General features: G+C 68.4%; 17 protein-coding genes and 1 tRNA gene. 8 read left to right on the top strand and 10 right to left on the bottom strand.

The annotated features are described in order from the left end of the window. Positions 1-2: 2 nt before the first annotated feature. The 3 genes from AC3A6R_RS10525 to AC3A6R_RS10515 are packed head-to-tail and all read left to right on the top strand — an operon-like array spanning position 3 to position 3,018. Positions 3-995, top strand: a complete 993-nt coding sequence (locus tag AC3A6R_RS10525; RefSeq protein ID WP_487863175.1) for an alpha/beta fold hydrolase — start codon at positions 3-5, stop codon at positions 993-995. Next, entirely contained in the window at positions 992-2,371 is a 1,380-nt protein-coding gene (locus tag AC3A6R_RS10520) for a histidine kinase (protein WP_487863174.1), read from the top strand. The genes AC3A6R_RS10525 and AC3A6R_RS10520 overlap by 4 nt, the downstream gene beginning before the upstream one ends. Then, positions 2,368-3,018 (top strand): response regulator, encoded by a 651-nt coding sequence (locus tag AC3A6R_RS10515; RefSeq protein WP_487863173.1) that lies wholly within the window; start codon positions 2,368-2,370, stop codon positions 3,016-3,018. The genes AC3A6R_RS10520 and AC3A6R_RS10515 overlap by 4 nt, the downstream gene beginning before the upstream one ends. A gap of 24 nt (positions 3,019-3,042) precedes the next feature. Here AC3A6R_RS10515 and pabB read toward each other — a convergent pair whose 3' ends face one another. The 8 genes from pabB to cysS all read right to left on the bottom strand — a co-directional run bounded on the left by pabB (position 3,043) and on the right by cysS (position 11,690). Next, the gene (gene pabB, locus AC3A6R_RS10510) at positions 3,043-4,953 is read right to left on the bottom strand and encodes an aminodeoxychorismate synthase component I (protein ID WP_487863172.1); all 1,911 of its coding nucleotides are present in this window, start codon (positions 4,951-4,953) and stop codon (positions 3,043-3,045) included. Positions 4,954-5,051: 98 nt separating this feature from the next. After that, positions 5,052-5,519 (bottom strand): winged helix-turn-helix domain-containing protein, encoded by a 468-nt coding sequence (locus AC3A6R_RS10505; RefSeq protein WP_487864399.1) that lies wholly within the window; start codon positions 5,517-5,519, stop codon positions 5,052-5,054. 661 nt (positions 5,520-6,180) lie between these two features. Continuing rightward, a tRNA-Ser gene (locus tag AC3A6R_RS10500) sits at positions 6,181-6,273 on the bottom strand. A gap of 26 nt (positions 6,274-6,299) precedes the next feature. Then, on the bottom strand, positions 6,300-7,568 hold the full coding sequence (locus AC3A6R_RS10495; protein WP_487861452.1) for an aspartate kinase: 1,269 nt from the start codon (positions 7,566-7,568) through the stop codon (positions 6,300-6,302). A 75-nt stretch (positions 7,569-7,643) separates the two neighbouring features. Continuing rightward, positions 7,644-8,621: a tRNA lysidine(34) synthetase TilS gene (gene tilS / locus AC3A6R_RS10490; RefSeq protein ID WP_487861453.1), complete on the bottom strand. Its 978-nt coding sequence runs from the start codon at positions 8,619-8,621 to the stop codon at positions 7,644-7,646. 24 nt (positions 8,622-8,645) lie between these two features. Beyond that, positions 8,646-9,626 (bottom strand): acetyl-CoA carboxylase carboxyltransferase subunit alpha, encoded by a 981-nt coding sequence (locus AC3A6R_RS10485; protein ID WP_487861454.1) that lies wholly within the window; start codon positions 9,624-9,626, stop codon positions 8,646-8,648. A 16-nt stretch (positions 9,627-9,642) separates the two neighbouring features. Next, positions 9,643-10,296: a DNA-3-methyladenine glycosylase family protein gene (locus tag AC3A6R_RS10480; RefSeq protein ID WP_487861455.1), complete on the bottom strand. Its 654-nt coding sequence runs from the start codon at positions 10,294-10,296 to the stop codon at positions 9,643-9,645. Between the two features lie 17 nt (positions 10,297-10,313). After that, positions 10,314-11,690 carry a cysteine--tRNA ligase gene (gene cysS / locus AC3A6R_RS10475; RefSeq protein WP_487861456.1) on the bottom strand — a complete coding sequence of 459 codons (1,377 nt, stop codon included), beginning with the start codon at positions 11,688-11,690 and terminating at the stop codon, positions 10,314-10,316. Between the two features lie 194 nt (positions 11,691-11,884). On the opposite strand from cysS, the gene AC3A6R_RS10470 reads away from it, so the two are divergent. From AC3A6R_RS10470 to AC3A6R_RS10450, 5 genes are all read left to right on the top strand, one after another. Beyond that, positions 11,885-12,478 carry a tetratricopeptide repeat protein gene (locus AC3A6R_RS10470; protein WP_487864398.1) on the top strand — a complete coding sequence of 198 codons (594 nt, stop codon included), beginning with the start codon at positions 11,885-11,887 and terminating at the stop codon, positions 12,476-12,478. Between the two features lie 67 nt (positions 12,479-12,545). Further along, positions 12,546-13,160 carry a peptidylprolyl isomerase gene (locus AC3A6R_RS10465; protein ID WP_487861458.1) on the top strand — a complete coding sequence of 205 codons (615 nt, stop codon included), beginning with the start codon at positions 12,546-12,548 and terminating at the stop codon, positions 13,158-13,160. A 32-nt stretch (positions 13,161-13,192) separates the two neighbouring features. After that, complete coding sequence (locus AC3A6R_RS10460; RefSeq protein ID WP_487861459.1) at positions 13,193-13,705, top strand: peptidylprolyl isomerase; 513 nt, start codon at positions 13,193-13,195, stop codon at positions 13,703-13,705. A 29-nt stretch (positions 13,706-13,734) separates the two neighbouring features. Further along, positions 13,735-14,505: a UDP-2,3-diacylglucosamine diphosphatase gene (locus AC3A6R_RS10455; protein ID WP_487861460.1), complete on the top strand. Its 771-nt coding sequence runs from the start codon at positions 13,735-13,737 to the stop codon at positions 14,503-14,505. A gap of 3 nt (positions 14,506-14,508) precedes the next feature. Continuing rightward, complete coding sequence (locus tag AC3A6R_RS10450) at positions 14,509-15,300, top strand: M90 family metallopeptidase (RefSeq protein ID WP_487861461.1); 792 nt, start codon at positions 14,509-14,511, stop codon at positions 15,298-15,300. Positions 15,301-15,375: 75 nt separating this feature from the next. Here AC3A6R_RS10450 and AC3A6R_RS10445 read toward each other — a convergent pair whose 3' ends face one another. Together AC3A6R_RS10445 and AC3A6R_RS10440 are read right to left on the bottom strand one after the other, a co-directional pair. Beyond that, positions 15,376-18,258 carry a DUF349 domain-containing protein gene (locus AC3A6R_RS10445; RefSeq protein WP_487861462.1) on the bottom strand — a complete coding sequence of 961 codons (2,883 nt, stop codon included), beginning with the start codon at positions 18,256-18,258 and terminating at the stop codon, positions 15,376-15,378. A 197-nt stretch (positions 18,259-18,455) separates the two neighbouring features. Then, entirely contained in the window at positions 18,456-22,283 is a 3,828-nt protein-coding gene (locus AC3A6R_RS10440) for a DUF748 domain-containing protein (RefSeq protein ID WP_487861463.1), read from the bottom strand. Between the last annotated feature and the right edge of the window lie 233 nt (positions 22,284-22,516).

Raw genomic sequence — 22,516 nt, 5'->3', positions numbered from 1 at the left:
CGGTGTTTCCCACCGGCCTGTACAACGAAACTCCGCCCTGGCGCACCCACGCATTCCCGGTGTCGCACGGCCATGTGCTGCATGTCGAGCAAAGCGGCGATCCGGCAGGTCTTTGCGCCGTGGTGCTGCATGGCGGACCGGGCTCGGGCAGCTCGCCGGTGCTGCGGCGCTTCTTCGATCCCTCGCGCTTCCATGTGATCACCATCGACCAGCGCGGCGCCGGCCGCAGCCGGCCGCGCGGCACGACCGCGTACAACCGGACGGCCGACCTGCTCGACGACCTGCGCAGCGTGCGCGCGCAGCTCGGCGTGCCGCGCTGGCTCGTGGTGGGCGGCTCGTGGGGCGCGACGCTGGCGCTCGCCCATGCACTGGCCGAGCCCGAGGCCGTGGCCGCGCTGCTGCTGCGCGCGGTGTTCCTGCCGCGCGCCGGCGACATCGACAACTTCTTCCAGGACACGGCGCGCCGCGCGCCCGACCCATGGGAACGCTTCGCCGCCGAGGCGCCGCCCGACCAGCGCGGCGACATGCTGGGCTTCCTGGCGCGCGGACTCGCGGCCGATGGCGATGCCGACACGGCGCGCCGGCTCGCGCTCGCATGGTGGCGCTGGGAGCGTGCGCTCGCGGGCGATCAACAGCAGGCCGCGTCCGACGACCCGGCGCCCGAACGCACCGTGCTCGACGCGCTCGTGGACCGCTATCGCGTGCAGAGCCATTTTCTGCTGCACCGCTGCTGGCTCGACGATGCGCCGCCGCTGCTCGAACGCCTGCATGCGCTGCCCCACGTGCCCACGCTGTTGCTGCACTCGCAGGGCGACCGCGTGTGCCCGCCGCAAAACGCACGGGCGGTGCACGAACGCATCGCGCACAGCCGGTTGCAGTGGGTCGACGCGGCTGCCGGTCACGATCCCGCGCACCCGGCCATGGTGCAGGCGATGGTCGCCGCACTCGACGGCTATGCACGGCACGGACGCTTCGGCGACGCGAGTGCGTCATGACGCTGCGCCTGAAGATCAACCTCATCGTCAGCCTGCTGGCGCTGCTTTCGCTCGCGGCCATGCTCGCGCTGCAGCTGCGCAGCATGCGCGAGTCGATCCAGGAAGAAGTGGTGGCCGCCAACCGCGTGGCCGCCCAGTTGCTGAACCGCACCGCATGGCTCTATGCGGCGCAGGGCACGCCCGCCATGCTGGCCTTTCTGCAGGGCGTGGGCCGGGTGCGCTCGAACGACATCACGCTGCTCGACGCCGAGGCGCGCGTGCTCTACAGCTCGCCTGACTCGCCGTACAAGGCGGGCCGCGATGCGCCAAGCTGGTTCGCCAGGCTGGTGTCGCCTTCGCCCAAGCAGATGTCGATCGCCTTTCCCGACGGCAAGCTGGTGGTGCGCTCCAACGCCTCGCGCGCGGTGCTCGACGCCTGGGACGATGCGGTGCTGCTGCTGCTCAGCGCGCTCGGGCTGCTGGCGGTGGTCAATGCGGCCGTGTTCTGGGTGGTGGGGCGCGCGACGCGTCCGTTCGCCGACATCGTCGATGCGCTCAACCAGCTCGAGAGCGGGCGCTTCGACGTGGCACTGCGCGCCCTGCCCGGCACCGAGGCCGCGGCGATCGGCGCCGCCTTCAACCGCATGGTCGGCATGCTGCAGCAGCACATCGAGACCGAGCGCCGCGCGGTGCGCGCCGAGAGCCGCCTGCTCGAAAGCCGCGAACTGGGCCGCTGGGTCGACCAGAAGATCGAGGAAGAACGCCGCCTGATCGCGCGCGAGCTGCACGACGAACTCGGCCAGTCGGTCACCGCGATGCGCAGCATGGCGCTGTCGATCGCGCAGCGCATGCAGTCGCTCGATCCGCAGGCCGAGCAGGCGGCACGGCTCATCGCCGACGAATCGGCGCGGCTCTACACCGCGATGCACGGCATGATCCCGCGCCTCACGCCGCTGGTGCTCGACCGCTTCGGCCTGGTGGCCGCCCTCGAAGACCTGGTGGAGCGCACGCGCAACAGCCACGCGGGAGTGGAGGTCGAATGGCAACTCGGCCTCGACCTCGGCCGCACCCCGCTCGGCACCGACACCGCGCTCGTGCTCTACCGCGCCGCGCAGGAAGGCATCACCAACGCACTGCGGCACGGCGAGGCACGCCGGATCGTGCTCGCACTCGCAGGCACCGAAAGCGCCGTGACGCTCACGCTCAGCGACGACGGCCGCGGCCTCGGTGCCGCCGACGCGGCCCAGGAGACCAGCGGCGGACACTACGGCCTGCGCTGGCTCGCCGAGCGCATCGACAGCCTCGGCGGCGAGCTGCGCCTCGAACCCGCCGTGCCGCGCGGCGCCCAACTGACGGTGCGCCTGCCGCTGGCGGGCGCCGCCCCGGAGAACCCATGACATCGACGACCGAGCCTCTTATCCGCGTGATGCTGGTGGACGACCATGCGCTGGTGCGCATGGGCTTTCGCATGCTGCTGGCCGACGCGCAGATCGAGGTGGCGGCCGAGGCCGATACCGGCGAGCAGGCCTGCCAGGACTATCCGCAGGTGCAGCCCGACCTCGTCGTGATGGACCTCTCGATGCCCGGCATGGGCGGGCTCGAGGCCGTGCGGCGCCTGCTGGCGCACGACCCGAAGGCGCGCGTGCTGGCCCTGTCGGCGCACGAGGACACGATCCATCCGCGCCGCGTGCTGCGCGCCGGCGCGCTCGGCTATCTCGCCAAGCGCAGCGCGCCCGACGCGCTGATCGCCGCGGTCCGGGCGGTGGCGCGCGGCGAGCGCTACATCGACGCCAGCACCGCGCAGGCACTCGCCACCGCGCAGATCGAGGGCGAAGCCAATCCGGCCGACCTGCTGAGCGAGCGCGAGTTCTCGGTCTTCATCCAGCTCGCGCGCGGCATGACGGTGGCGCAGATCGCGGGCACGCTGAACCTGTCGCTGAGCACCGTGGGCTCGCACCTCTACCGCATCAAGCAGAAGCTCGGCGCCGCCAACCAGGCGGAGCTGACGTGGGTGGCGCTGCGGTGGGGGTTGATCCAGGTGTAGGGGCCAGCGGGAGACGCGGCGGCTTCAGGCTGCCGAAGGTTCCCGAAAGCGCGCACCGGCATCCGATGCCGGCGCGGCGTCGGGCGGAACCAGCTGCGCCGGCAGCACGCCGCGCAACGCGTTGCACACCACGAGCTTCTGCGCCGCGCGCAGGTCGTCGAGCGAGAGGCTGCGTTCCTCGGCGAGCCAGATCGAGTCGTCCATCAGCACGCCGCGCATCACGCCCGGCAAGGCGCCGTCGGCGACGGGCGGCGTGCACCAGCGTCCGTCGATGCGCGCGAACAGCGTGCTGCGCCCGCCTTCGGCGAGCCGGCCGTCGGCCGTGAAGAACAGGCTGTCGAAGGCACCGGCACGCTCGGCGGCGCGCACGCCGGCATCGTAGTGCTGGCGCCAGGTGGTTTTGTGCGCGGCCAGCGGGTTCGCATCGGGCAGCCGCGCTTCGGCGATCACGAGCTTCACCGCGCCGGGCGGCAGCGGCAGCGGCGGCAGTGGTGAATGCGTGATGCCGATGCGCCCGCCGTGCGCGAGCGCCAAGCGCAGCCGCGACGGCTGGCCCGGCGCGAGCGCGGGCAGTGCGTCGCGCAGCGCCTGCAGCGCGGCCGCCCGGTCAAACGCGAAGCCGAGCGCCTGGGCGCTGCGCGCGAGCCGCGCGAGATGCCGCTCGAGGTAGCGGATGCCCTCGCCCGGCGTGGCCAGCATGGTCTCGAACAGTTCGAAGCCGGGGTCGAGTGCGGTGAGGAAGCGGGCCTTGAGGCGGCATTCCTCGAACTCGTCGGCCGCGCGGCTGTCGTGCACGATGCCCGCGCCGACACCGAGCCGCAGCGGCCGCAGGCCCCGCTCGGACGCGCCGAGCGTGAGCGTGCGGATCGCCACCGAGAGGCAGAAATCGCCGACCGCCTCGCCTTCGGCCGACGCATCGACCCAGCCGATGGCGCCGCAGTAGAGGCCGCGCGGCGTGCCTTCGAGCTCGGCGATCCAGTCCATGGTGCGGTGCTTCGGCGCGCCGGTGATCGAGCCGCAGGGAAACGCGGCGCGCAGCAACTCGGGCATGCCGACGCCGGGGCGCAGCAGCGCCTCGACGGTGGAGGTCATCTGGAACACCGTGGCATAGGGCTCGACCGCGAACAGCGTGGGCACCTTCACCGAGCCGATGCATGCCACGCGGCCGATGTCGTTGCGCAGCAGGTCGACGATCATCACGTTCTCGGCGCGGTTCTTGGCGTCGGCCGCGAGCCGGCGCGCCGTTTCGCTGTCGGCCTCGGGGACATCGGCGCGCGCGGCGGTGCCCTTCATCGGGCGCGCGGTGAGCACGCCGCGCGCGTGGCGCAGGAACAGCTCGGGCGAGCAAGAGAGCACGTGCGTGATCTCGCCGCCCTCGGGCAGCGCGATCAGCGCGCCGTAGGCCACCGGCTGCCGCTCGCGCAGGCGGCGGTACAGCGCCACGGGCGAGCCGTAGGCCTGGCCGTTCAGCCGGTAGGTGAAGTTGACCTGGTAGGTTTCGCCGGCGGCAATGGCGGCATGGATGCGCGCGATGGCGGCGGTGAATTCCGCTTCACCGATACCGGGCTGCAGGTCCATCACGCCCGCGGACTGCGCGGCGGCGGCGCTGTCGGGCTCGCATCGTTCGAGCCAGGCGCCGGCCTCGCCGGCCGAAAGCCGCGCGCAGTCGCGGAACATCAGCACGCGCAGCGCCGCGCTGTCGCCGGGCGCAAGCCGCCGCTCGCCCGCCTGCAGCAGCCTGGCGCCCCATTCGTAGTCAGCCAGCAGCACCGCATGCAGCCCCTGGCGCAGGTCGGCATCCACGCGCGCCCATGCGGCGTCGAGGTCGGCCGCGTCGACAGCGCGATGCGCGCGCACGAAGCGGGTGTACAGCCGGCTCGTGGGGCGGTCCGGCGTCGAGCCGCAGTCGTCGAGCAGTGCGAAGGAAGAATCCACGGTCAACTCCAGTGAACCCTGGATTCTCACCGGCAGACGATGAGCTCATCCTTGGCGGCTCTCGCGCGCAAGCCCGGGGCGGGCGTGCGCACTCGGCCTCAGAAGCCGTGCCGGCTCTGTGCCTCGTAGGGCTCGGCCATCTCGCTGAGCTGGTAGCCCTGCCCCCAGATCGCCTGCAGGCAAGGGCCCTTGGAGCGGGCATGCAGCCCGAGCTTGCGGCGCAGACCCGACACGCTGACGTCCAGCGATCGCGAGACCGGATGATCGTTGTCGTTTCGGCCCCATACATGCCTGAAGAGCCATTCGCGCGACAGTGGGCGGTTGATGTTGCGGAAGAAGGCCACGGCCAGGTCGAACTCGAGCGGGCGCAGCTTGATGACATCGCCGGCCCGCTCCGCCTTGTCCTGATGCAGGACGAAGCGGTAGTCGCCCCACTGCATGACGCGCTCGGCGATCGGCACCTTGCGGCGCTGCAGGTAGGCCTCGAGCGTGCGGTAGCTGTCCTCGAACGAAGATGGCGCATGAACCACCGTGGACGCCGAATCGGTATGAAGTACCGAAATCACCCGGAACTGGCTCTTGCAGGCACTGAGAACCAGCGGGAAATGCCGACCCAGGCTTTCACGGGCTTGTGCAATGAGCGGCTGGAATACGGCTGGGTCTCTGGGACAAGCCAATAGCAGGGCTTCGAATTGAGCCGCAACCGCGCTTTGCTTTTGCAGCTCTTCCACACTGGTAAAAATTATTGGCGTGTGCCCCAGCCTGCAAATGGCACGGCGGGCAATTTCTCTGGAACGAAGCAACGGATCTAGTACGGCAATTTGCAAAACGACCACCCCCTCACACTGATCAATGGACCGGTCGCTCCTTCGAGCGATCGTGGTTCGGTCAAATCCGCCGCGTGCCACCTGTCATGAATTCAAGCGTTAACGGATTTTGCCCTTGAGGGGGAATCTAAAGAAACACATCGCCGCAGTCCGCAAAAAATGCGCACCTCGCATGTGGAAATCGTGCACCTGGTTACGAAATCGTGCGAAAGCGAGAATTAGTACCGCTCAATAGCGATTGGCGATTTTCAATTCGCTTGCCAAGTTGATTTGGCAAAATAGATCGACCGTTCGAAATTTAATTTCCGAGGCGCTCCGGCGATCTCGGCGCAGCGGGATCAGAGGCAGGAAGAACGGAAGAACAAATGAAAAACGCCCCGTGAGGGGCGTTTTTGCTAGCTGGCGGAACCGGAGGGATTCGAACCCTCGATGAGGCTCTACACCCCATACTCCCTTAGCAGGGGAGCACCTTCGGCCACTCGGTCACAGTTCCTGAAAGAAGCCGAGATTATGCCACCATCAGGCGGCCGGTTGATCGAGATCGAAGGCTTTATGCAGCGCGCGGACTGCAAGTTCCATGTATTTCTCGTCGATCACGACCGAGGTCTTGATCTCGCTGGTCGAGATCATCTGGATGTTGATGCCCTCTTCGCTCAGCACGCGGAACATCTTGCTGGCCACGCCGACGTGGCTTCGCATGCCGATGCCCACGATGCTGACCTTGCAGATCTTGGTGTCGCCGACGATCTCGGTGGCACCCAGCGAGGGCATGACCTTGGCCTGCAGCAGGTCGATGGTCTTCGCGTAGTCGTTGCGATGCACGGTGAAGCTGAAGTCGGTGCGGCCATCCTTGCTCAGGTTCTGGATGATCACGTCGACCTCGATGTTGGCATCGGCCACGGCCCCGAGGATGTGGTACGCGATGCCCGGCTTGTCGGGCACGCCGAGCACCGAGATCTTGGCTTCGTCGCGGTTGAAAGCGATGCCGGATACAACGGCTTGTTCCATGTTTTCGTCTTCCTCGAAAGTGATCAGCGTGCCTGACTTGGCTTCTTCATTGATGTCGATGTCCCAGGGCGTGAAGCTCGAAAGCACGCGCAGCGGGACCTTGTACTTGCCGGCGAACTCCACCGAGCGGATCTGCAGAACCTTGGAGCCCAGGCTCGCCATCTCGAGCATCTCCTCGAAGCTCACGGTCGTGAGGCGGCGCGCATCGGGCTCGACGCGCGGATCGGTGGTGTAGACGCCGTCCACGTCGGTGTAGATCAGGCACTCGTGTGCCTTCATGGCGGCGGCCACGGCCACGGCCGAGGTGTCGCTGCCGCCGCGGCCCAGCGTGGTGATGTTGCCCGCGTCGTCCACGCCCTGGAAGCCGGTGATGACGACGACCTTGCCGGCATCGAGGTCGGCGCGCACGCGTGCGTCGTCGATGCTTTCGATGCGGGCCTTGGTGTACGAGTTGTCGGTGCGCACCGACACCTGCCAGCCCGCATAGCTCACGGCCTCGACGCCCTCGGCCTGCAGTGCGATGGCCAGCAGCGCGGACGAGGCCTGCTCGCCGGTGGCGGCGAGCATGTCGAGCTCGCGGCCATGGGCCGCGCCCGGCTTGCTCGGGGCCAGTTCCTTGGCCAGGCCGAGCAGGCGATTGGTTTCGCCGCTCATGGCACTCGGGACCACGATCATCTGGTGGCCGGCGCGCGCCCACTTGGCGACGCGCTTGGCGACATTCTTGATGCGCTCGGTCGAGCCCATCGACGTACCGCCGTATTTGTGAACGATCAATGCCATGGGTGAATTCAGAGAAAAGAAAGAAGCCGCCCCACCCGACCCTTGCCGGTGTGCGGGCGCGCGCCCTGCAAGCCGTCAGCGCGAAGCCTCGGGCGAGGGCCGGAAATTGTACCAATGCAGCCGATCGTCCCGCCGCTCGATGAAGCCCGTGCCCACCTTGAGATGGATCCGGTGGCCGCGCGTGGTGCATGCGCGAACCTGGTCGAGCAACTGCTCGAGCTGCGCGGCGCTCGGCGTGGCGCCATGCGCCTGCAGCAGCCAGTGCCGCAGCAGGTTGGCCTGGCGCGCGCGCGGCAGTGCCTGCAGGCCCGCGATGCGGGGTGGGTCTCCCGCCGCGGCCAGGTCCTGCGCGGCCAGGTCGCCGAGCAGCTGTTGCGCCTGCGCTGCGTGGCCGATGCTGCGCGCGAAGGTGCTGCGGAACTGCGGAAAGGCCCGTTCGAGCGCCGGCAGCAGCACGGCGCGGATGCGGTTGCGCGTGTAGCGCTCGTCGCCATTGGTCGGGTCCTCGATCCAGGGCAGATTGACGCCCCGGAGCCACGCTCGAATGTCCGTGCCGGGCACGGACAGCAGCGGCCGGTAGATCTCGAGGCCGTGGCGCTGCGCGCGTGCAGGCATTGCTGCCAGGCCCGGAAGCCCCGCGCCTCGCGACAGCGCGAGCAGCAGGGTCTCGACCTGGTCGTCGGCATGGTGGCCAAGCGCCAGCGCGCGGACCGGGCCCGGTGCCGCCACCTCGCGGGCGATGGCCGCGAAGGCCGCGTAGCGGGCACGGCGTGCGCTGTCTTCGGGGCTGTCGCCGCTCGCATGCCGCGCATCGACGCGGCGCACCACGAGCGGCACGCCGAGGCGTTCGCAAATGGCTGCGCAATGCCGCTCGAATTCATCGGCGGCGGCTTGCAGCCCGTGGTGCACGTGAAAGGCGACCACCTGGCCCGGCCAGGCGGAGGCACAGGCCGCGAGCAGCGCCGTCGAATCGGCGCCGCCGCTGAAGCCCACCGCCAGCGGCAGGTGCGCCGGCTCGAACGCGGCCATGGCGCGTTCGAAGGCTTCGTTCATGGGGCGGAGGGTGGCCGGGGGCTTTTACCTGCCGGCGTCGGCCTTGGTGTCGTTGTAGCGCCCGTAGCTTTGCAGGCGCTCGTAGCGGCGGTCGAGCAGTTCCTTGGGCTTCAGGTCGCTGACCTGGCGGAACGCATCGTTGAGCGCGCGCTTCAGGAAGGCGGCCATCTGGCGGTGGTCGCGGTGCGCCCCGCCGACTGGCTCGTTCACGATCTTGTCGACGAGGCCGAGGGCCTTGAGCCGGTGCGCCGTGATGCCGAGCGCATCGGCGGCTTCCTGGGCCTTGTCGCTGGTCTTCCAGAGGATCGATGCGCAGCCTTCGGGGCTGATCACCGAATAGACCGAGTACTGCAGCATCAGGACCTGGTCGCCCACCGAGATGGCGAGCGCACCGCCCGAGCCGCCTTCGCCGATGATGGTGACGATGATCGGCACTTCGAGCTGCGCCATCTCGTAGATGTTGCGACCGATCGCTTCGGACTGGCCGCGCTCCTCGGCATCGATGCCGGGGTAGGCGCCGGGCGTGTCGACGAAGGTGAAGACCGGCAGCTTGAATTTCTCGGCCGTCTTCATGAGGCGCAGCGCCTTGCGGTAGCCCTCGGGCTTGCTCATGCCGAAGTTGCGCGCCGTGCGCTCCTTGGTGTCGCGGCCCTTCTGGTGGCCGAGCACCATGCAGGGCGTGCCGTTGAAGCGCGCGAGCCCGCCCACGATCGACAGGTCGTCGGAGAAGTGCCTGTCGCCGTGCAGTTCGACGAAGTCGGTGAAGATCTCGTTGACGTAGTCGAGCGTGTAGGGCCGCTCCTGATGCCGTGCGATCTTGGTGATCTGCCAGGGCGTCAGGTCGCTGTAGATGTCCTTGGTGAGTTGCTGGCTCTTCTTGCCGAGCTGGTCGATCTCTTCGGAGATATCGACCGCGGATTCGGTCTGTACATAGCGCAGTTCTTCGATCTTGGTTTCGAGCTCCGCGATGGGCTGCTCGAAGTCGAGGAAGGTTCGTTTTGCCAACGTCTTCTCCTGTTGTTCAATACGCGACTGGCACGGGATCCAGCGATCGCCAAATATACCAAGTCGCCACGCTGCAAAAAGGCGCCCAGGCCACGGCGACGTCGCGGGCGTCGCTGCGGCTCACGGGATCGCCCGAGAAGTAGTTCACGCTGATGCCGTTGAGCAGGCCCAGGTCGTCCACCGGCAGCACGTTGGGGCGCATCAGGTGGAAGATAAGGAACATCTCGGCGGTCCAGCGGCTGATGCCGCGGATCGCCACGAGCTCGTCGACGATGAGCTCGTCCGACATGTCCTTCCACGCGTCGACGTGCACCGCGCCCGAATCGAAGTGGATCGCGAGGTCGACCAGGTATTCGATCTTGCGCGCCGAGAGCCCCGCCGCGCGCATGTCGTCGACCTTGACCTTGAGCACGTTGGCCGGGGTCAGCTTGCGCGGCAATGCGGCAAAGCGATCCCAGACCGACTGCGCGGACTTCACCGAGATCTGCTGGCCGACGATGCTGCGCGCGAGCGTGGTGAACGCATCGCCGCGCGACTCGAGGCAGGCGTCGCCGAACTTCGGTATCAGGCGCTTCATCACCCGGTCCTTCTTGGCCAGGTGCTTGCAGGCCTCTTCCCAGTAGTCGGGCGTGTAGATCTGTACCACTGCCGACTTCCTGGACGCAGGCATGGGGTTGGTGGTCCCGTTCACTGCGCGGCGGCCCAGGTGGTGCCGGTCGGCGAATCCTTGAGCACGATGCCCTGCGCGAGAAGGTCGCTGCGGATGCGGTCGGCCTCGGCGAAGTTCTTCGCGGCCTTGGCGGCGGCGCGTGCGTCGATCAGCGACTGGATGGTGGCTTCGTCGAGCGTGGTGCCTGCCTGGAGAAATGCCTTCGGATCGCCTTGCAGCAGCCCCAATGTGCCGGCCAGCGCCTTGAGGAGGCCCGCGGACTCGGCGGACTTCGTGCGGTTGACTTCGCCGGCCAGCTCGAACAGCACGGCGATGGCCTCGGGCGTGCCGAAATCCTCGTCCATCGCCGCCTTGAAGCGCGCTGCATGGGGTTGCGCCCAGTCGATGGACACGGTGGCAGGCGCCACCAGATCGAGGGCGGTGTACAGCCGCTTGAGCGAGTTGCGCGCATCGTCCAGATGCGCATCGCTGTAGTTGAGCGCGCTGCGGTAGTGCGTGCGCACGAGGAAGAAGCGCAGGCTTTCCGCGTCGTACTTCTGCAGCACTTCGCGGATCGTGAAGAAGTTGCCCAGGCTCTTGGACATCTTCTCGTTGTCTACGCGAACAAAGCCGTTGTGCACCCAGAAGCGCGCAAGCGGCTTGCCGTTGGCACCTTCGCTCTGCGCGATTTCGTTCTCGTGGTGCGGAAACTGCAGGTCTGCCCCGCCGCCGTGGATGTCGAAGGTCTCGCCGAGCGTGGCGCAGCTCATGGCCGAGCATTCGATGTGCCAACCCGGGCGGCCCATGCCAAAAGGGCTTTCCCACTTGGCATCGTCGGGCTCGTTCGGCTTGGCGGACTTCCACAACACGAAATCGAGCGGATCCTGCTTGCCGTCGAGCACCGCCACGCGTTCGCCCGCGTGCAGTTCGTCGAGCGACTTGCCCGAGAGCTTGCCGTAGCCCGGGAACTTGCGCACCGCGTAGTTCACGTCGCCGTTGTCGGAACGGTAGGCGAGGCCCTTCTGCTCCAACGTTTCGATGATGCCGACCATCTGCGGCACGTATTCGGTGGCGCGCGGCTCGATGGTGGGCGGTTCGATGCGAAGCGCGCCGATGTCTTCGTGCATGGCCGCGACCACCTCGTCGGTCAGCGCGCGGATGGAGATGCCACGCTGGACCGCACGGGCAATGATCTTGTCGTCGATGTCGGTGATGTTGCGCACATAGGTCACGGCATAGTCGCTCGCGCGCAGCCAGCGCTGCACCACGTCGAACGCCATCATCATGCGGGCGTGTCCGATGTGGCAGAGGTCATAGACCGTCATGCCGCACACGTACATGCGCACCTGGCCCGGTTGCAATGGGGAGAACTCCTCCAGTTCACGCGAGAGCGTGTTGTAGATGCGCAGACTCATGAGGTTCGAAAAGCGTCGCTTCGCGCACGTACGGCACGGGCGAACGACGGGGTATTTCAGGGGTGGCGGGGCAGTGGCTGCGAGGGGATGGAGATGGCCCCTCGGCTACAATCATCGCAGTATAAACGGCTGCCTGCCGTGTGCATGCCGGGTGTTTTCGAGGCCCGCGTTCCCCAACCCTGCCCCGAGGCTTCATGAAGCACGTCGCGTTCTCCAGACTCACCGCCATCGCCTTCGCATTGCTCATCGGGCTGTGCAGCGTTGCCGCGCACGCCAACGACTACGACGAAGTGAATCAGCTGCTGCGGCAGGGCAAGTCGAGCGAGGCGCTGGCCAAGGCCGACGCCTACATTGCCGGCAAGCCGCGCGATCCGCAGATGCGCTTCTTGCGCGGCGTGATCCTCACCGAGCAGAAGAAGCAGAACGAGGCGATCACCGCGTTCACGCAGCTCACGCAAGATTTCCCCGAACTGCCCGAGCCCTACAACAACCTCGCTGCGCTCTATGCCGCGCAGAGCAAGTTCGACCAGGCACGCGCCGCACTCGAGCAGGCGCTCAGGCTCAACCCCAATTACGCCACGGCGCACGAGAACCTCGGCGACGTCTATGCGCGCCTTGCAGCGCAGGAGTACATCCGCGCGCAGCAGTTCGCGAGCACCACCACCAGCGTCGCGCCGAAGCTGGCGCTGATCCGCCAGATCTTCACGCCCAAGGCCGAAGCCGAGGCCGCAGCGCTGCCGGCTGCGCCGCCCGAAGCCCGCAAGCCGGTTGGCCGCGTGAGCAAGTAGCCTGCAGCCGTGCCGATTGCACCGCGACAGCGTCGCTGATCCCGATTCGCGCCCCCATCTTTTGTCCATGGAGCCTTCCTTGAACGTCCAAGCCTTTTCCCTGTCCGTTCGCTTCAGCCGCCGCGGCGCCCTTGTGCTCGCCGCAGCGATGGCCTTCGCCGGTGCCGCTCACGCGCAGCAGGCTGCTCCGCGCGTGAAGCTCGCCACCACGGCCGGCGACATCGTGCTCGAAATCGATCCGGCCAAGTCGCCCAAGACCGTCGAGAACTTCCTGCAGTACGTCAAGGACAAGCATTACGACGGCACCGTGTTCCATCGCGTGATCGACGGCTTCATGATCCAGGGCGGCGGCTTTACGCCCGATATGCAACAAAAGCCAACACGCGCGTCGATCCCGCTCGAGGCCTCCAACGGCCTGAAGAACGACCGCTACACCATCGCGATGGCGCGCACCGGCAACCCCAATTCGGCCACCTCGCAGTTCTTCATCAACGTGAAGAACAACGACTCGCTCAATGCTCCCAATCCCGACGGCCATGGCTACGCCGTGTTCGGCAAGGTGGTGAGCGGCACCGACGTGGTCGACAAGATCCGCACCGTACAAACCGGTAACAAGGGCGGCATGCAGAACGTGCCGCTCGAACCGATCATCATCAAGTCGGCCACGCTGCTGGCGAAGTAATTTCCAAGCATCCGAAGAAAGAAGGAATCCCCATGACCAATCCCAAAGTCGAACTGCACATCAAGAACCATGGCGTGATCACGCTCGAACTCGACAGCGCCAAGGCGCCGAAGTCGGCCGAGAACTTCGTCAACTACGTGAAGAACGGCCACTACGACAACACGGTGTTCCACCGCGTGATTCCCGGCTTCATGGTGCAAGGCGGCGGCTTCGAGCCCGGCATGAAGCAAAAGCCCACGGGCGCCGAGATCGAGAACGAAGCCAACAACGGCCTCAAGAACGACAACTACACGGTGGCCATGGCCCGCACGAGCGCGCCGCACTCGGCCACCGCCCAGTTCTTCATCAACATCGCCGACAACGGTTTCCTGAACCACACCGCACCGTCCGCCCAGGGCTGGGGTTATGCGGTGTTCGGCAAGGTCACCGGCGGTACCGACGTGGTCGACAAGATCAAGGCCGTGAAGACGGGCCGCAAGGGCTTCCACGACGACGTGCCCCTCGAGGACGTGGTGATCGAGAAGGCCGTGCTCGTTTCGGAATAACGCAAAACAAGCGGGCACACGGCATGGGCATGGCGGCGAAACCGGCGTTCAAGGAGCTCATCGCCCCGCCCGCCTGGCGCACTGTCGACCTGCTCTCCGACCTGCACCTGCAGGCCGGCGAGCCCGCCACCTTCGAAGCCTGGCGCGGCTACCTCGAGACCACGCCGGCCGATGCGCTGATCATCCTCGGCGACCTGTTCGAGGTGTGGGTCGGCGACGACTGCGCCGCCCTGCCCGGCTTCGAGGCCGATTGCGCCGAGCTGCTGCGCCGCACGGCCGAGCGGCTGCCGGTGTATGTGATGCACGGCAATCGCGACTTCCTCATCGGTCCGGCGCTCGCCGCTCAGTGCGGCTTCACGCTGCTCGATGATCCGACAGTGCTGGTGCTGCACGGCGAGCGATGGCTGCTGAGCCATGGCGATGCGCTGTGCCTCGACGACACCGACTACCTGCGCTTTCGCGCCCAGGTGCGCACGCCCGAATGGCAGGCCGCGTTCCTTGCGCGGCCACTGGCCGAGCGGCGGGCGCTCGCACGGTCGATGCGCGCGCAAAGCGAGGACCGCAAGCGCGATCCCGCGGCACTCTGGGCCGACGTGGACGCGGGTGCTGCGCGCGAATGGCTGCAGCAGGCCCGCGCGCGCACGCTGGTGCATGGTCACACGCACCAGCCGGCCGATCATGATCTGGGCGAGGGCCTGCGACGCATGGTGCTCAGCGACTGGGACGTCGCGGCGCATCCCCCGCGCGCGCAGCTGCTTTGCCTTTCGGCCGCGGGCGCACAACGCGTCGACCTGCGCTAGCCGATGTTCAAGTGGCTGCGCCGGCTGCGCGCCCTGCCCCCGATCCCCGATGCCGCTTGGCAGGCCACGCTCGCGCGCTATGCGTTTCTGCGCGAACTGCCTGCGGCCGACCAGGAGCGGCTGCGCGCCTTCACGGCCGAGTTCCTGCGCGACAAGGAATTCCATGGCACGCAAGGTTTCGTGATCACCGACGAGGTGGCACTCGCAATTGCCGCGCAGGCGGTGCTGCCGGTACTTCACCTCAAGGGGGGGCTCGACTGGTATGCCGATTTCGTCGGCATCGTGGTTCACCCGTCGGAGGTGGTCGCGCGCCGCAAGGTGGTCGACGAAGCGCAGGTGGTGCACGAGTACGACGAGGTGGTCGCCGGCGAGGCCATGGACCGCGGGCCGGTGATGCTGAGCTGGCAGGACGTGCTGGCCAGCGGCATCACGCGCGACGGCGGCTACAACGTCGTGATCCACGAGTTCGCGCACAAGATCGACATGCGCGGCGGCGACGCCGACGGCTGCCCGCCGCTGCCGCCCGGCTTCGGCGGCAAGCGCAACGCGCGCGAGGCCCGCGCCGCCTGGCTCGCCGTGCTGCAGCCGGCCTACGAGGATTTTCGCGAGAAGACCATCCTGGCCGAACGCTTCGGCGCCGAGCCGCCGTGGCTCGACGACTATGCGGCCACCTCGATCAGCGAGTTCTTCGCGGTGGCGTGCGAAGCCTACTTCGTGAACCGCGCCAATTTCGGCCGCGACTTTCCAACGGTGCTCGCGCTGTTCGACGCGTTTTTCGGCCGCCGCAGCACCTGATCGCCCTGCATCGCGCAAAAGAAAAAGCGCCCGTCGCGGGCGCTTTTTCTCGTCAGCCTTCAGGCTCGGCGCGGCCTACTTCCGCAACAGTGCCTTGAGCGCATTCTGCAGCCGGCGCGCGGTCGCCGGATCGTGCGGCGCGGCCAGCACCTTGCCGGCGTCCTGGCCCCAGGTCTGTGCCGGCGTGGGATCGCCGCGCTTGGTCAGCAGCTTGAGCTGAAGCGCGCGGCGCGCGTCGATCTGCTCGGCGGGCGTCGGCACTTCGGCCGCCATCTCGAGGCGCAACAGCGCTTCAGACGCTTCGTCGGCTGCCGCCTTGGGCGGCGAGCCCACGGCCTGCGACCAGCCGCTGCGCACCGCCGGCGACACCGCGCGTCCGAGTTCCTGGACGTTCGGCAGCCGCGAGGCGTCGCGCTGCTCCCAGGCGCCGAGCACTTGCGTCAGCGCTTCGCCGTGGGCCTGCGCCGCGAGCTTGCGCAGCGACAGTTCGGCGCGCTCTAGCGCTTCGCGCTGGGCGCGGAACGCTGCATCGCCGAGCCGCGGTCCTCGGTCTTCGAAGCGGGGCGGACGGTCGCCGAAGCGTCCGCCCGGCGCGCCGCGGTCGCCGCGGGCATCGCCGCGCGGCGGTGCGCCGCGGTCGCCCGGGCGGCCTGGACCACCAGGACCCGGCCGGCCGCCATCGCGACGGTCGCCAAACCGGCCGCCGGCGCCGCGACCCGCGGGCGCGGCCGCCTCGTTCCTGCGGCTGCCGGGACGGTCGTCGCCGCGCATCGCCACGACCGGCTTGGGCGCCGGCTTCGGTGGCGCCTTGGCTTCTTCGGAACCGGCGGGCTCGGCACCTTCTTCGCGCGCTTCGCTGTCGGCGCGCGCGGAACTGTCGGCACCTTCGGCCGGTGCAACAAGATCGCCGCCGGCGGTCGGCGCGGCTGCCGCCGGCGTGCCCGGCTGGGCCTCGGCATCGCTGGGTGCGGGCGCCTGCTCGGCGCTTTCGCCGAATTCGGCCGCGGCCTGGCCGGGCGCGACCTGTTCGGTGGCGCCGACCGACGGACCGTCGGCGGACGCTGCGGCCGCGGGCTTCGCAGCCGGTGCCGGCGCGGGGGCCGGCGGTGGCGCCTCACCGCGCAGCGCGGCTTCGAGACGCGCGATGGCCGCGCGGATCTTCTGGGCGTCGCCCTCGGCATTGGCGGCGTCGAGCGCCTTGGAAGCCTCGAGCACGTGGCGGTCGTGCTCGCTCATCGCGGCGGAGGCCTTTTCGCGCTCGGCGGTCTTGCGGTTGAAGGCGTCGTCGATCGGCGCGCGGAACGCATCCCAGAGCTTCTGCTCGTGGCGGCGGTCGAGCGGCACGCTTTGGGCTTCCGCCTGCCAGCGCTGCTGCAGCGCCTTGACGGCATCGATGCGCAGCATGGGCTGGGCACCGAGCTCGGTGGCCTCGGCGATCATGGCCTGGCGCCGGTCGATGCTGGCCTTCTGCGCCGCCTCGATCGGCGCACGCGCCGCACCGAAGGCCTCGTTCCACTGCGGCTGCAGTTCGGCGAAGACCTTCTCGCCGACATGCCCGCCATCGCGCCAGCGGTCGGCGAACTGATGCAGCGCGCGGTTGTGCGCCTTCAGGTCTGTGGGTTCGGCATTGGCTGCCGCCCAGGCACGCACCTCCTCGATCAGGGCAACGCGGTGGGCACGATGTTCGGCCGCATCGGCGCGCACCTTTTCGAGCCAGGCTTCGACCACCTTGTGGGCTTCGTTGCACGCTTCGTCGAAGCGCTTCCAGAGCGCATGGTTCGGTACGCCGCCTTGGTCGGCCTGCTTCCACTGGTCGCGCAGCGAGCGCAGCGTTTCCTGCATCTTGCGGCCGCCGAGCGCCTGGCCTTCGGGGCGCTTGAGCAGGCCTTCGGCCTTGGCGACAAGGTCTTCGCGCACCTTGTCGGCGCTCCAGCGCTGCCAGCCTTCGAGTTCGCCGGCCGCCACCAGCGCCGCATGCACGCGCGCTTCGAGCGGCGCATCGACCAGCTTGCCGTGCTCCTTGAGCACCGCACGCAGTGCGGCGGCAGCGCCGGCGCTGGCCTTGCCGTGGCCTTCGGCCGTTTCCTGCTCCAGCTTGACGAGCGCAGCCTGCACGGCCTCCTGGGCGGCGGCACGCACGGCCGGATCGACCTTGGGTGCCGCGGGCTTGGCAGGCGCCGCCTTCGGCGCCACCACCTCGCCGCGGGCGGCGCGAAGTTCGTCGGCCCACACGGGCACCGGCGGCAGCGGCGCTGCTGCATCTCCGGCCGCGGCCTGCGCCTGCGCCAGTGCCGCGTGGAACGCGTCGGACACCACGAGCAACTGGGCCTTCGACGATTCGAGCTGCGGCGCAAAGCGCGCGTCGAGACTGTTCCAGTTGGGGTCGGCCGTGATCTCGCCGGCCTGCTGCTGCCAATGGGCCACGTCGTTGCGCAGCGACTCCTCGGCGGCCTGGGCGTCCTGCCAGCCCTTGGTCGACAGCACCTCGAAGCGCTGGGCGAGCAGCACTGCGGCCTCGCGATGCACCTGCGCGCGATGCTGCAGGTCTTCGATGCCCTTCACACGGTCGGCCAGTTGCACCTTGAACCCGGCGAGCGGTTCGCGCGACAGGGGTGCGCCGGCCTTGGCGGCATCGCGCTGCCAGGCCAGTGCATCGGCGATGTTGAGCTTGGGCTGGGCCAGCAGCGCTTCTGCTTTTTGCGCCCATTCGGCCGCGATGGCCTCCTGGCCCTTGGCGCGCTTGAGCTCGTCGAGCTTTTCGCGCAGCAGGCGGGCCGCGCCCTTGTCGCGGCCGCTCAGCTCCTTGAAGACCTCCTGCATCTGCTCGGGCGCGGGATTGCCCGCGAGCCATTCGCGGATGCGCGCAGCGCGCTCGCCGGAAGTCGGCGCGGTGAAGGCGCCGCCGGTGAGCGTGTCGAGGGCTTGGAGGTCGTTGGGCTTGGAAGAAGTAGAGGTCACTTGCGCGAGTCGTTGTCTGAAGAGAGAAAGCGAAGGCGCCGGCAAAGGCCGGCGCACGCGACATTTTCACCCACTTGGGGGCGCGGCGTTGAATTCCACGGCGCAACTGAAGCTAAAAGACGCTGGAATCGTGGCGCGCTGCCCGCATATGGGCTGGCTGCGACCGAAACCCTCGGCCGGCCAGCGTTGCACTGTTTCTACCTCATGGCCAGATCGAGTTCAGCGCCGGGCTTCCAATCGGCGCCACTCGCCTTGGTCTTGACGGCGCCCAGGAACAGCCGCTCGCTCGCAAGCTTCTGTGCCAGCAGGTAGTCGCGCACGACGGCGCCGCGCTCCACGGCGAGTTGCCGGATCGACTCCTCGTCGACCGGGATGCTCGCGAGCAGCAGGTCTTCCATCTCCTTGACCGGCAGGTCCCGGGTCAGGCCGACCATGTTGCGCGGCTTGGTGATGTCGGCACGCTTGTAGACGGCCGCCAGCAGTTCGGGGTATTCGGCGTCGGTGACGGGCGGCACTTCGGTGCCCGCCTGCCCGCCGCGCACCGCGATGCGTCGCTTCTCGGCCTGCGCGAGCTGGCGCAGGCGCTGGCGCTGGTAGGCATCGCGTTCGCGCTCCAGGCTCGCGGTGCCGACCACCGTCATCTGCAGCGTGGGACGCTCGGTCAGCGCCTTGGCGACCTTGTCGAGGCTCTGTCTGGCGCTGTCGCCGAGCACCGCGCTGCCGGGCTCGAAGGCAATGGTGCTCGATTCGCCGCTGCCGCCGCCGAGCCCGCCGGTCAGCAGGCTGAACGGCGAAGTCACCGCCTTGACGATGAGGTTGACCACTGCCTTGAAGATCAGCGGGCCGATGCTGAACTGCGGATCGTTGAGCGAGCCGCTGAGCGGCAAGTCGACGTCGATCACGCCGTTGCGGTCGGCCAGCAGGGCCACCGCGAGCCGCACCGGCAGGCTGTTCGGCGCGCCTTCGACGGCGTCGCCGAACTGCAGCTGATTGAGCACCAGCTTGTTGCTGGCCGTGAGCTGCCCGTCGGGCGCCACCTTGTAGTTGACGTCCATGCTCATCTTGCCTCGATTGATCCCATGGCCGGCGTAGCGCACCGCGTACGGTGACAGCGGCGCCAGGTCGAGATCGCGCATCTTGGCGGTGATGTCGAGTTCGAGCGGCTTGGCGAGCGGGTTGAGCTTGCCGGTGATCTCGAGCGCGGCGGTCTGCTGCGCCTTGCCGCGCAGTTCGAGGGCGGCGAGCGCGGGGCGTCCGCCCTCGCCCTTCGGCGGGTCGGACGAAAAGGCGCTGAGCCGGCCGGTCAGCTCGCTCAGGTCGGCCGAGTAATTGGGCTTGACGAACAGGTCGGTGAAGTCGATCTTGCCATTCACCAGGCTCATCGGGCCGAAGTTGATGACCGGCTTGGGCCCGGTGTCGGCCTCGGCCTGCGCAACGGCAGCGGGCGGCGCTGCCGGCGCGGGCGTGGGGCTGCCGCCCACCATGGCTTCGGCCGACAGCGGCGCGCCGCCCGCACGCGGCTGCTGCGGCTGGGGCTGCGTGGGGCCGCGCGTCGTGGTCGTGGTGCCGCCCAGGCTGCGACGGGTTTCGGCCGCGGCCGCGGTCGCGGCGTTCGCCTCGGCCTCGCCCTTCTTGGTGAGGCTCAACAGGTTCAGCTGGCCGTTCGGATCGACGATCACACGGGCGAAGAAGTCGGTGAGCGTGGTCTCGCGCACATCCACCGTGGGTGCGGCCTTGGGCGCCAGGCCCACCTGCAAGCCGCGCAAGCTCAAGGTCTTCCAGCTCAGCAGCTGGTTGTTGTTGCGGTCGAACCCCGGCGACTGTGTGAGCGAGGTGCTGTTGGCGCGGAAATCGTCGAGGGCCGTGTCGCCGGCCAGCTTGAGGCTCATGCCGGCAGGCGCGCTCGAATAGCTCACAGTGCCACGGTAGCTCAGGAAGGCCCGGCGGATATCGACGTTCAGCGCGTCGGCGTAGTACGCCTTGAACGCATGCGCCGGGAACGAACCCACTTCGAGCCGGCCTTCGGCGGCCAGCGGCTTGAGCACGACGTGGCCCTTGTAGTCGAAGCGGCCCGGATCGGCCCGGCGTCCCGAACCGATGCGCCCCGACACCTGGAGCGGCGACTTGACGGCCGTCTCGGGCGCGAGCTTCTGCGCCTGCAGCTTGAAGGCGGTGATCTCGACCGCAACTGGCGTGGCGCTGGCCTTGTCGGCATAGGAGAGCGTGCCGTTGTCGACCGCCAGGGTGCCGATGGTCAGCGCCCAGGGCTTGGTGTTGGCGCCTGCCGGCGCCGCGCCGGGGCCGCTGCCGGCCGGCTTGGGCGCAGCCACCTTGGCCGGCGCGCCAGCGGCGCCGCCCGCGGGCGCCTTGAGCCAGCGCTCGAACATCCAGCGGCTTTCGCTGTCGCGCTCGACGCGAACCTTGGGATTGGTGGCCGTGAACGAGGCGATGTTCAGCGTGTGCCGGGTCATGTCGACCTCGGCGTCGACCAGCTCGAAGCGGCCGACGCTCGCGAGCGCGGTCTTCTGCTGTGTGAGCGCCAGGCCATCTGCCGCCAGGCGCCGCGCCTTGAACTTGAGTTCGGGCGCGGCCCATGCCACGTCGATCTGGCCACTGAGCTTGCCGTCGAGCGTGGGCTCCAGGCTTTGCGCGAGGTACGGCGCCGCGAGCGACAGCGGCAAGGCCTCGACCTCGGTCTGGACATTCGCGGCCTTGTCGGTCGCATCGCCCTTGAACCGGAGCGTGGCGCCGGCCACCGCCGTGCTGCCGCTGAACTGGGCCGGCTTTTCCATCGGCCATGTGATGCCGGCAAGCTCGATGCCGAGCGCCGTGGCCTGGATCGCCGCCGCAGGCTGCACCGTCTCGTCGCGCCAGCCGATCCGGCCGCCGCTCAATGCCACCTTGTCGACCTGGACCCGGAGCTTCGGCTTCGGGGGTGCCTTGCCGTCCGGCGCGCTCGCCGCCGGGGCCGGCACAGCCGCCACCTTCTCGGGCGCACCGCCCGCGGGATCGGTCGCGAGCAGGTTGAGCCGGCCCTGTGCGTCGCGGGCCACCGCGAGCTGCGGCCCCGCCAGCGCGACTTCGCTCAGGTGGAACACCGATTCGAGCGGACGCACATCGGCCAGCGCGAGCTTGAGCGAATCGAAAGCCAGCAGGTCGCGCCCCCGCGCATCGCCGAGCTTCGCGCCATGCGCTTCGACCGTGCCCGTGATCTTGAGTCCGGCCGTCTCGGCGCGCGCGAAATCGATCTTCAGGTCCGCGTCGAGGGTGCCCGCCTGCAGTTGCACCGGCACGCCGGCCGGGATGTAGCCCAGGTACGGCACCAGGTCGAGCCCCTTGAACTGCACGTGCGCGTCGGTCTTGCGGCTTTCGGCGAACGGCGTGGTGAGTGCGGCCGAATCGAACTGGCTGCCGTTGAGCGAGAAAGCGAGCTTGGGTTCGGTGTCGACGTCGCGCTGGGAGGCCAGGTTGCTCAGGAACGGCACCTTGAGAACGAAATCGCGCAACTCATGCTTGCGCTTGACCGTCTGGTCGTCGAAGTCCACCGCACCGTCGGTGATCGAGATGTTGTAGATCGCGAAGCGCGCGGGCTCCGCGTCAGGGTCCGGCTGCGGGCCGGCGGCGAGCTTCTGGAGGATGTCGTCGATGTCATACCGGCCATCCGCCAGATGCGTGAGCAGGATGGCCGGGGCCTCGACCGTGACGGCGTCAATCACCGGCGCCAGGCGGATGATCGATTGCAGCTCCGCGTCGGCATAGATGCGCTTGATCGCCACCTGCGGCCGGCTGCCGTCCGCCGTGGCGATGCGCAGGTCGTTCAGCGTGACTTCGAGCGTCCAGGGCTTGAAGTCGATCTTGCCGACGGTGACCTGGCGCCCCAGCTCCTCGCTCGCGATCTTCTGCAACTGGCTCTTGGCGATCGGCGGCACCGCGAGCCAGGCAACGGCCCAGAGCCCCAGCACAACCAGCAAGGCGACGATCCCGCGTCGCAACCATTTGTTTTGTTTGAGCGAAGCTGCATCCATCGCGGGAGTGTGCCGCAAAGAAGCGCTGGACCAGAAGCAAGAAAGCCCGGCAACGCGACGTTATGTCTTGTTACCGGGCTTGATGGCGGGCATAAGACCCATGCCATCTTTTCGCGCAACAGGAAGACAAATGGTTCCTGCCGAGCTGGCAGCAAGAGATTGCCGCCTTGGATCCTCCGTCGTTCGAGCCCAACTTGCACAGGGCCGTTCGACTTCGGAAAGCCGCCTGACAA

Source organism: Variovorax sp. Soil_C_19 (genome assembly GCF_057657255.1).
The sequence above is the reverse complement of the archived record's forward strand: the minus strand, read 5'-3'. Positions and strand labels throughout refer to the sequence as shown.

Bases quoted from the DNA above. Each gene is read 5' to 3' on its own strand.
- cysS (WP_487861456.1), bottom strand. From the start codon at position 11,690: ATGAGTCTGCGCATCTACAACACGCTCTCGCGTGAACTGGAGGAGTTC.
- AC3A6R_RS10470 (WP_487864398.1), top strand. From the start codon at position 11,885: ATGAAGCACGTCGCGTTCTCCAGACTCACCGCCATCGCCTTCGCATTG.
- AC3A6R_RS10495 (WP_487861452.1), bottom strand. From the start codon at position 7,568: ATGGCATTGATCGTTCACAAATACGGCGGTACGTCGATGGGCTCGACC.
- AC3A6R_RS10460 (WP_487861459.1), top strand. From the start codon at position 13,193: ATGACCAATCCCAAAGTCGAACTGCACATCAAGAACCATGGCGTGATC.
- AC3A6R_RS10480 (WP_487861455.1), bottom strand. From the start codon at position 10,296: ATGCCTGCGTCCAGGAAGTCGGCAGTGGTACAGATCTACACGCCCGAC.
- tilS (WP_487861453.1), bottom strand. From the start codon at position 8,621: ATGAACGAAGCCTTCGAACGCGCCATGGCCGCGTTCGAGCCGGCGCAC.
- AC3A6R_RS10440 (WP_487861463.1), bottom strand. From the start codon at position 22,283: ATGGATGCAGCTTCGCTCAAACAAAACAAATGGTTGCGACGCGGGATC.
- AC3A6R_RS10455 (WP_487861460.1), top strand. From the start codon at position 13,735: ATGGCGGCGAAACCGGCGTTCAAGGAGCTCATCGCCCCGCCCGCCTGG.
- AC3A6R_RS10520 (WP_487863174.1), top strand. From the start codon at position 992: ATGACGCTGCGCCTGAAGATCAACCTCATCGTCAGCCTGCTGGCGCTG.
- AC3A6R_RS10515 (WP_487863173.1), top strand. From the start codon at position 2,368: ATGACATCGACGACCGAGCCTCTTATCCGCGTGATGCTGGTGGACGAC.
- AC3A6R_RS10450 (WP_487861461.1), top strand. From the start codon at position 14,509: ATGTTCAAGTGGCTGCGCCGGCTGCGCGCCCTGCCCCCGATCCCCGAT.
- AC3A6R_RS10465 (WP_487861458.1), top strand. From the start codon at position 12,546: ATGGAGCCTTCCTTGAACGTCCAAGCCTTTTCCCTGTCCGTTCGCTTC.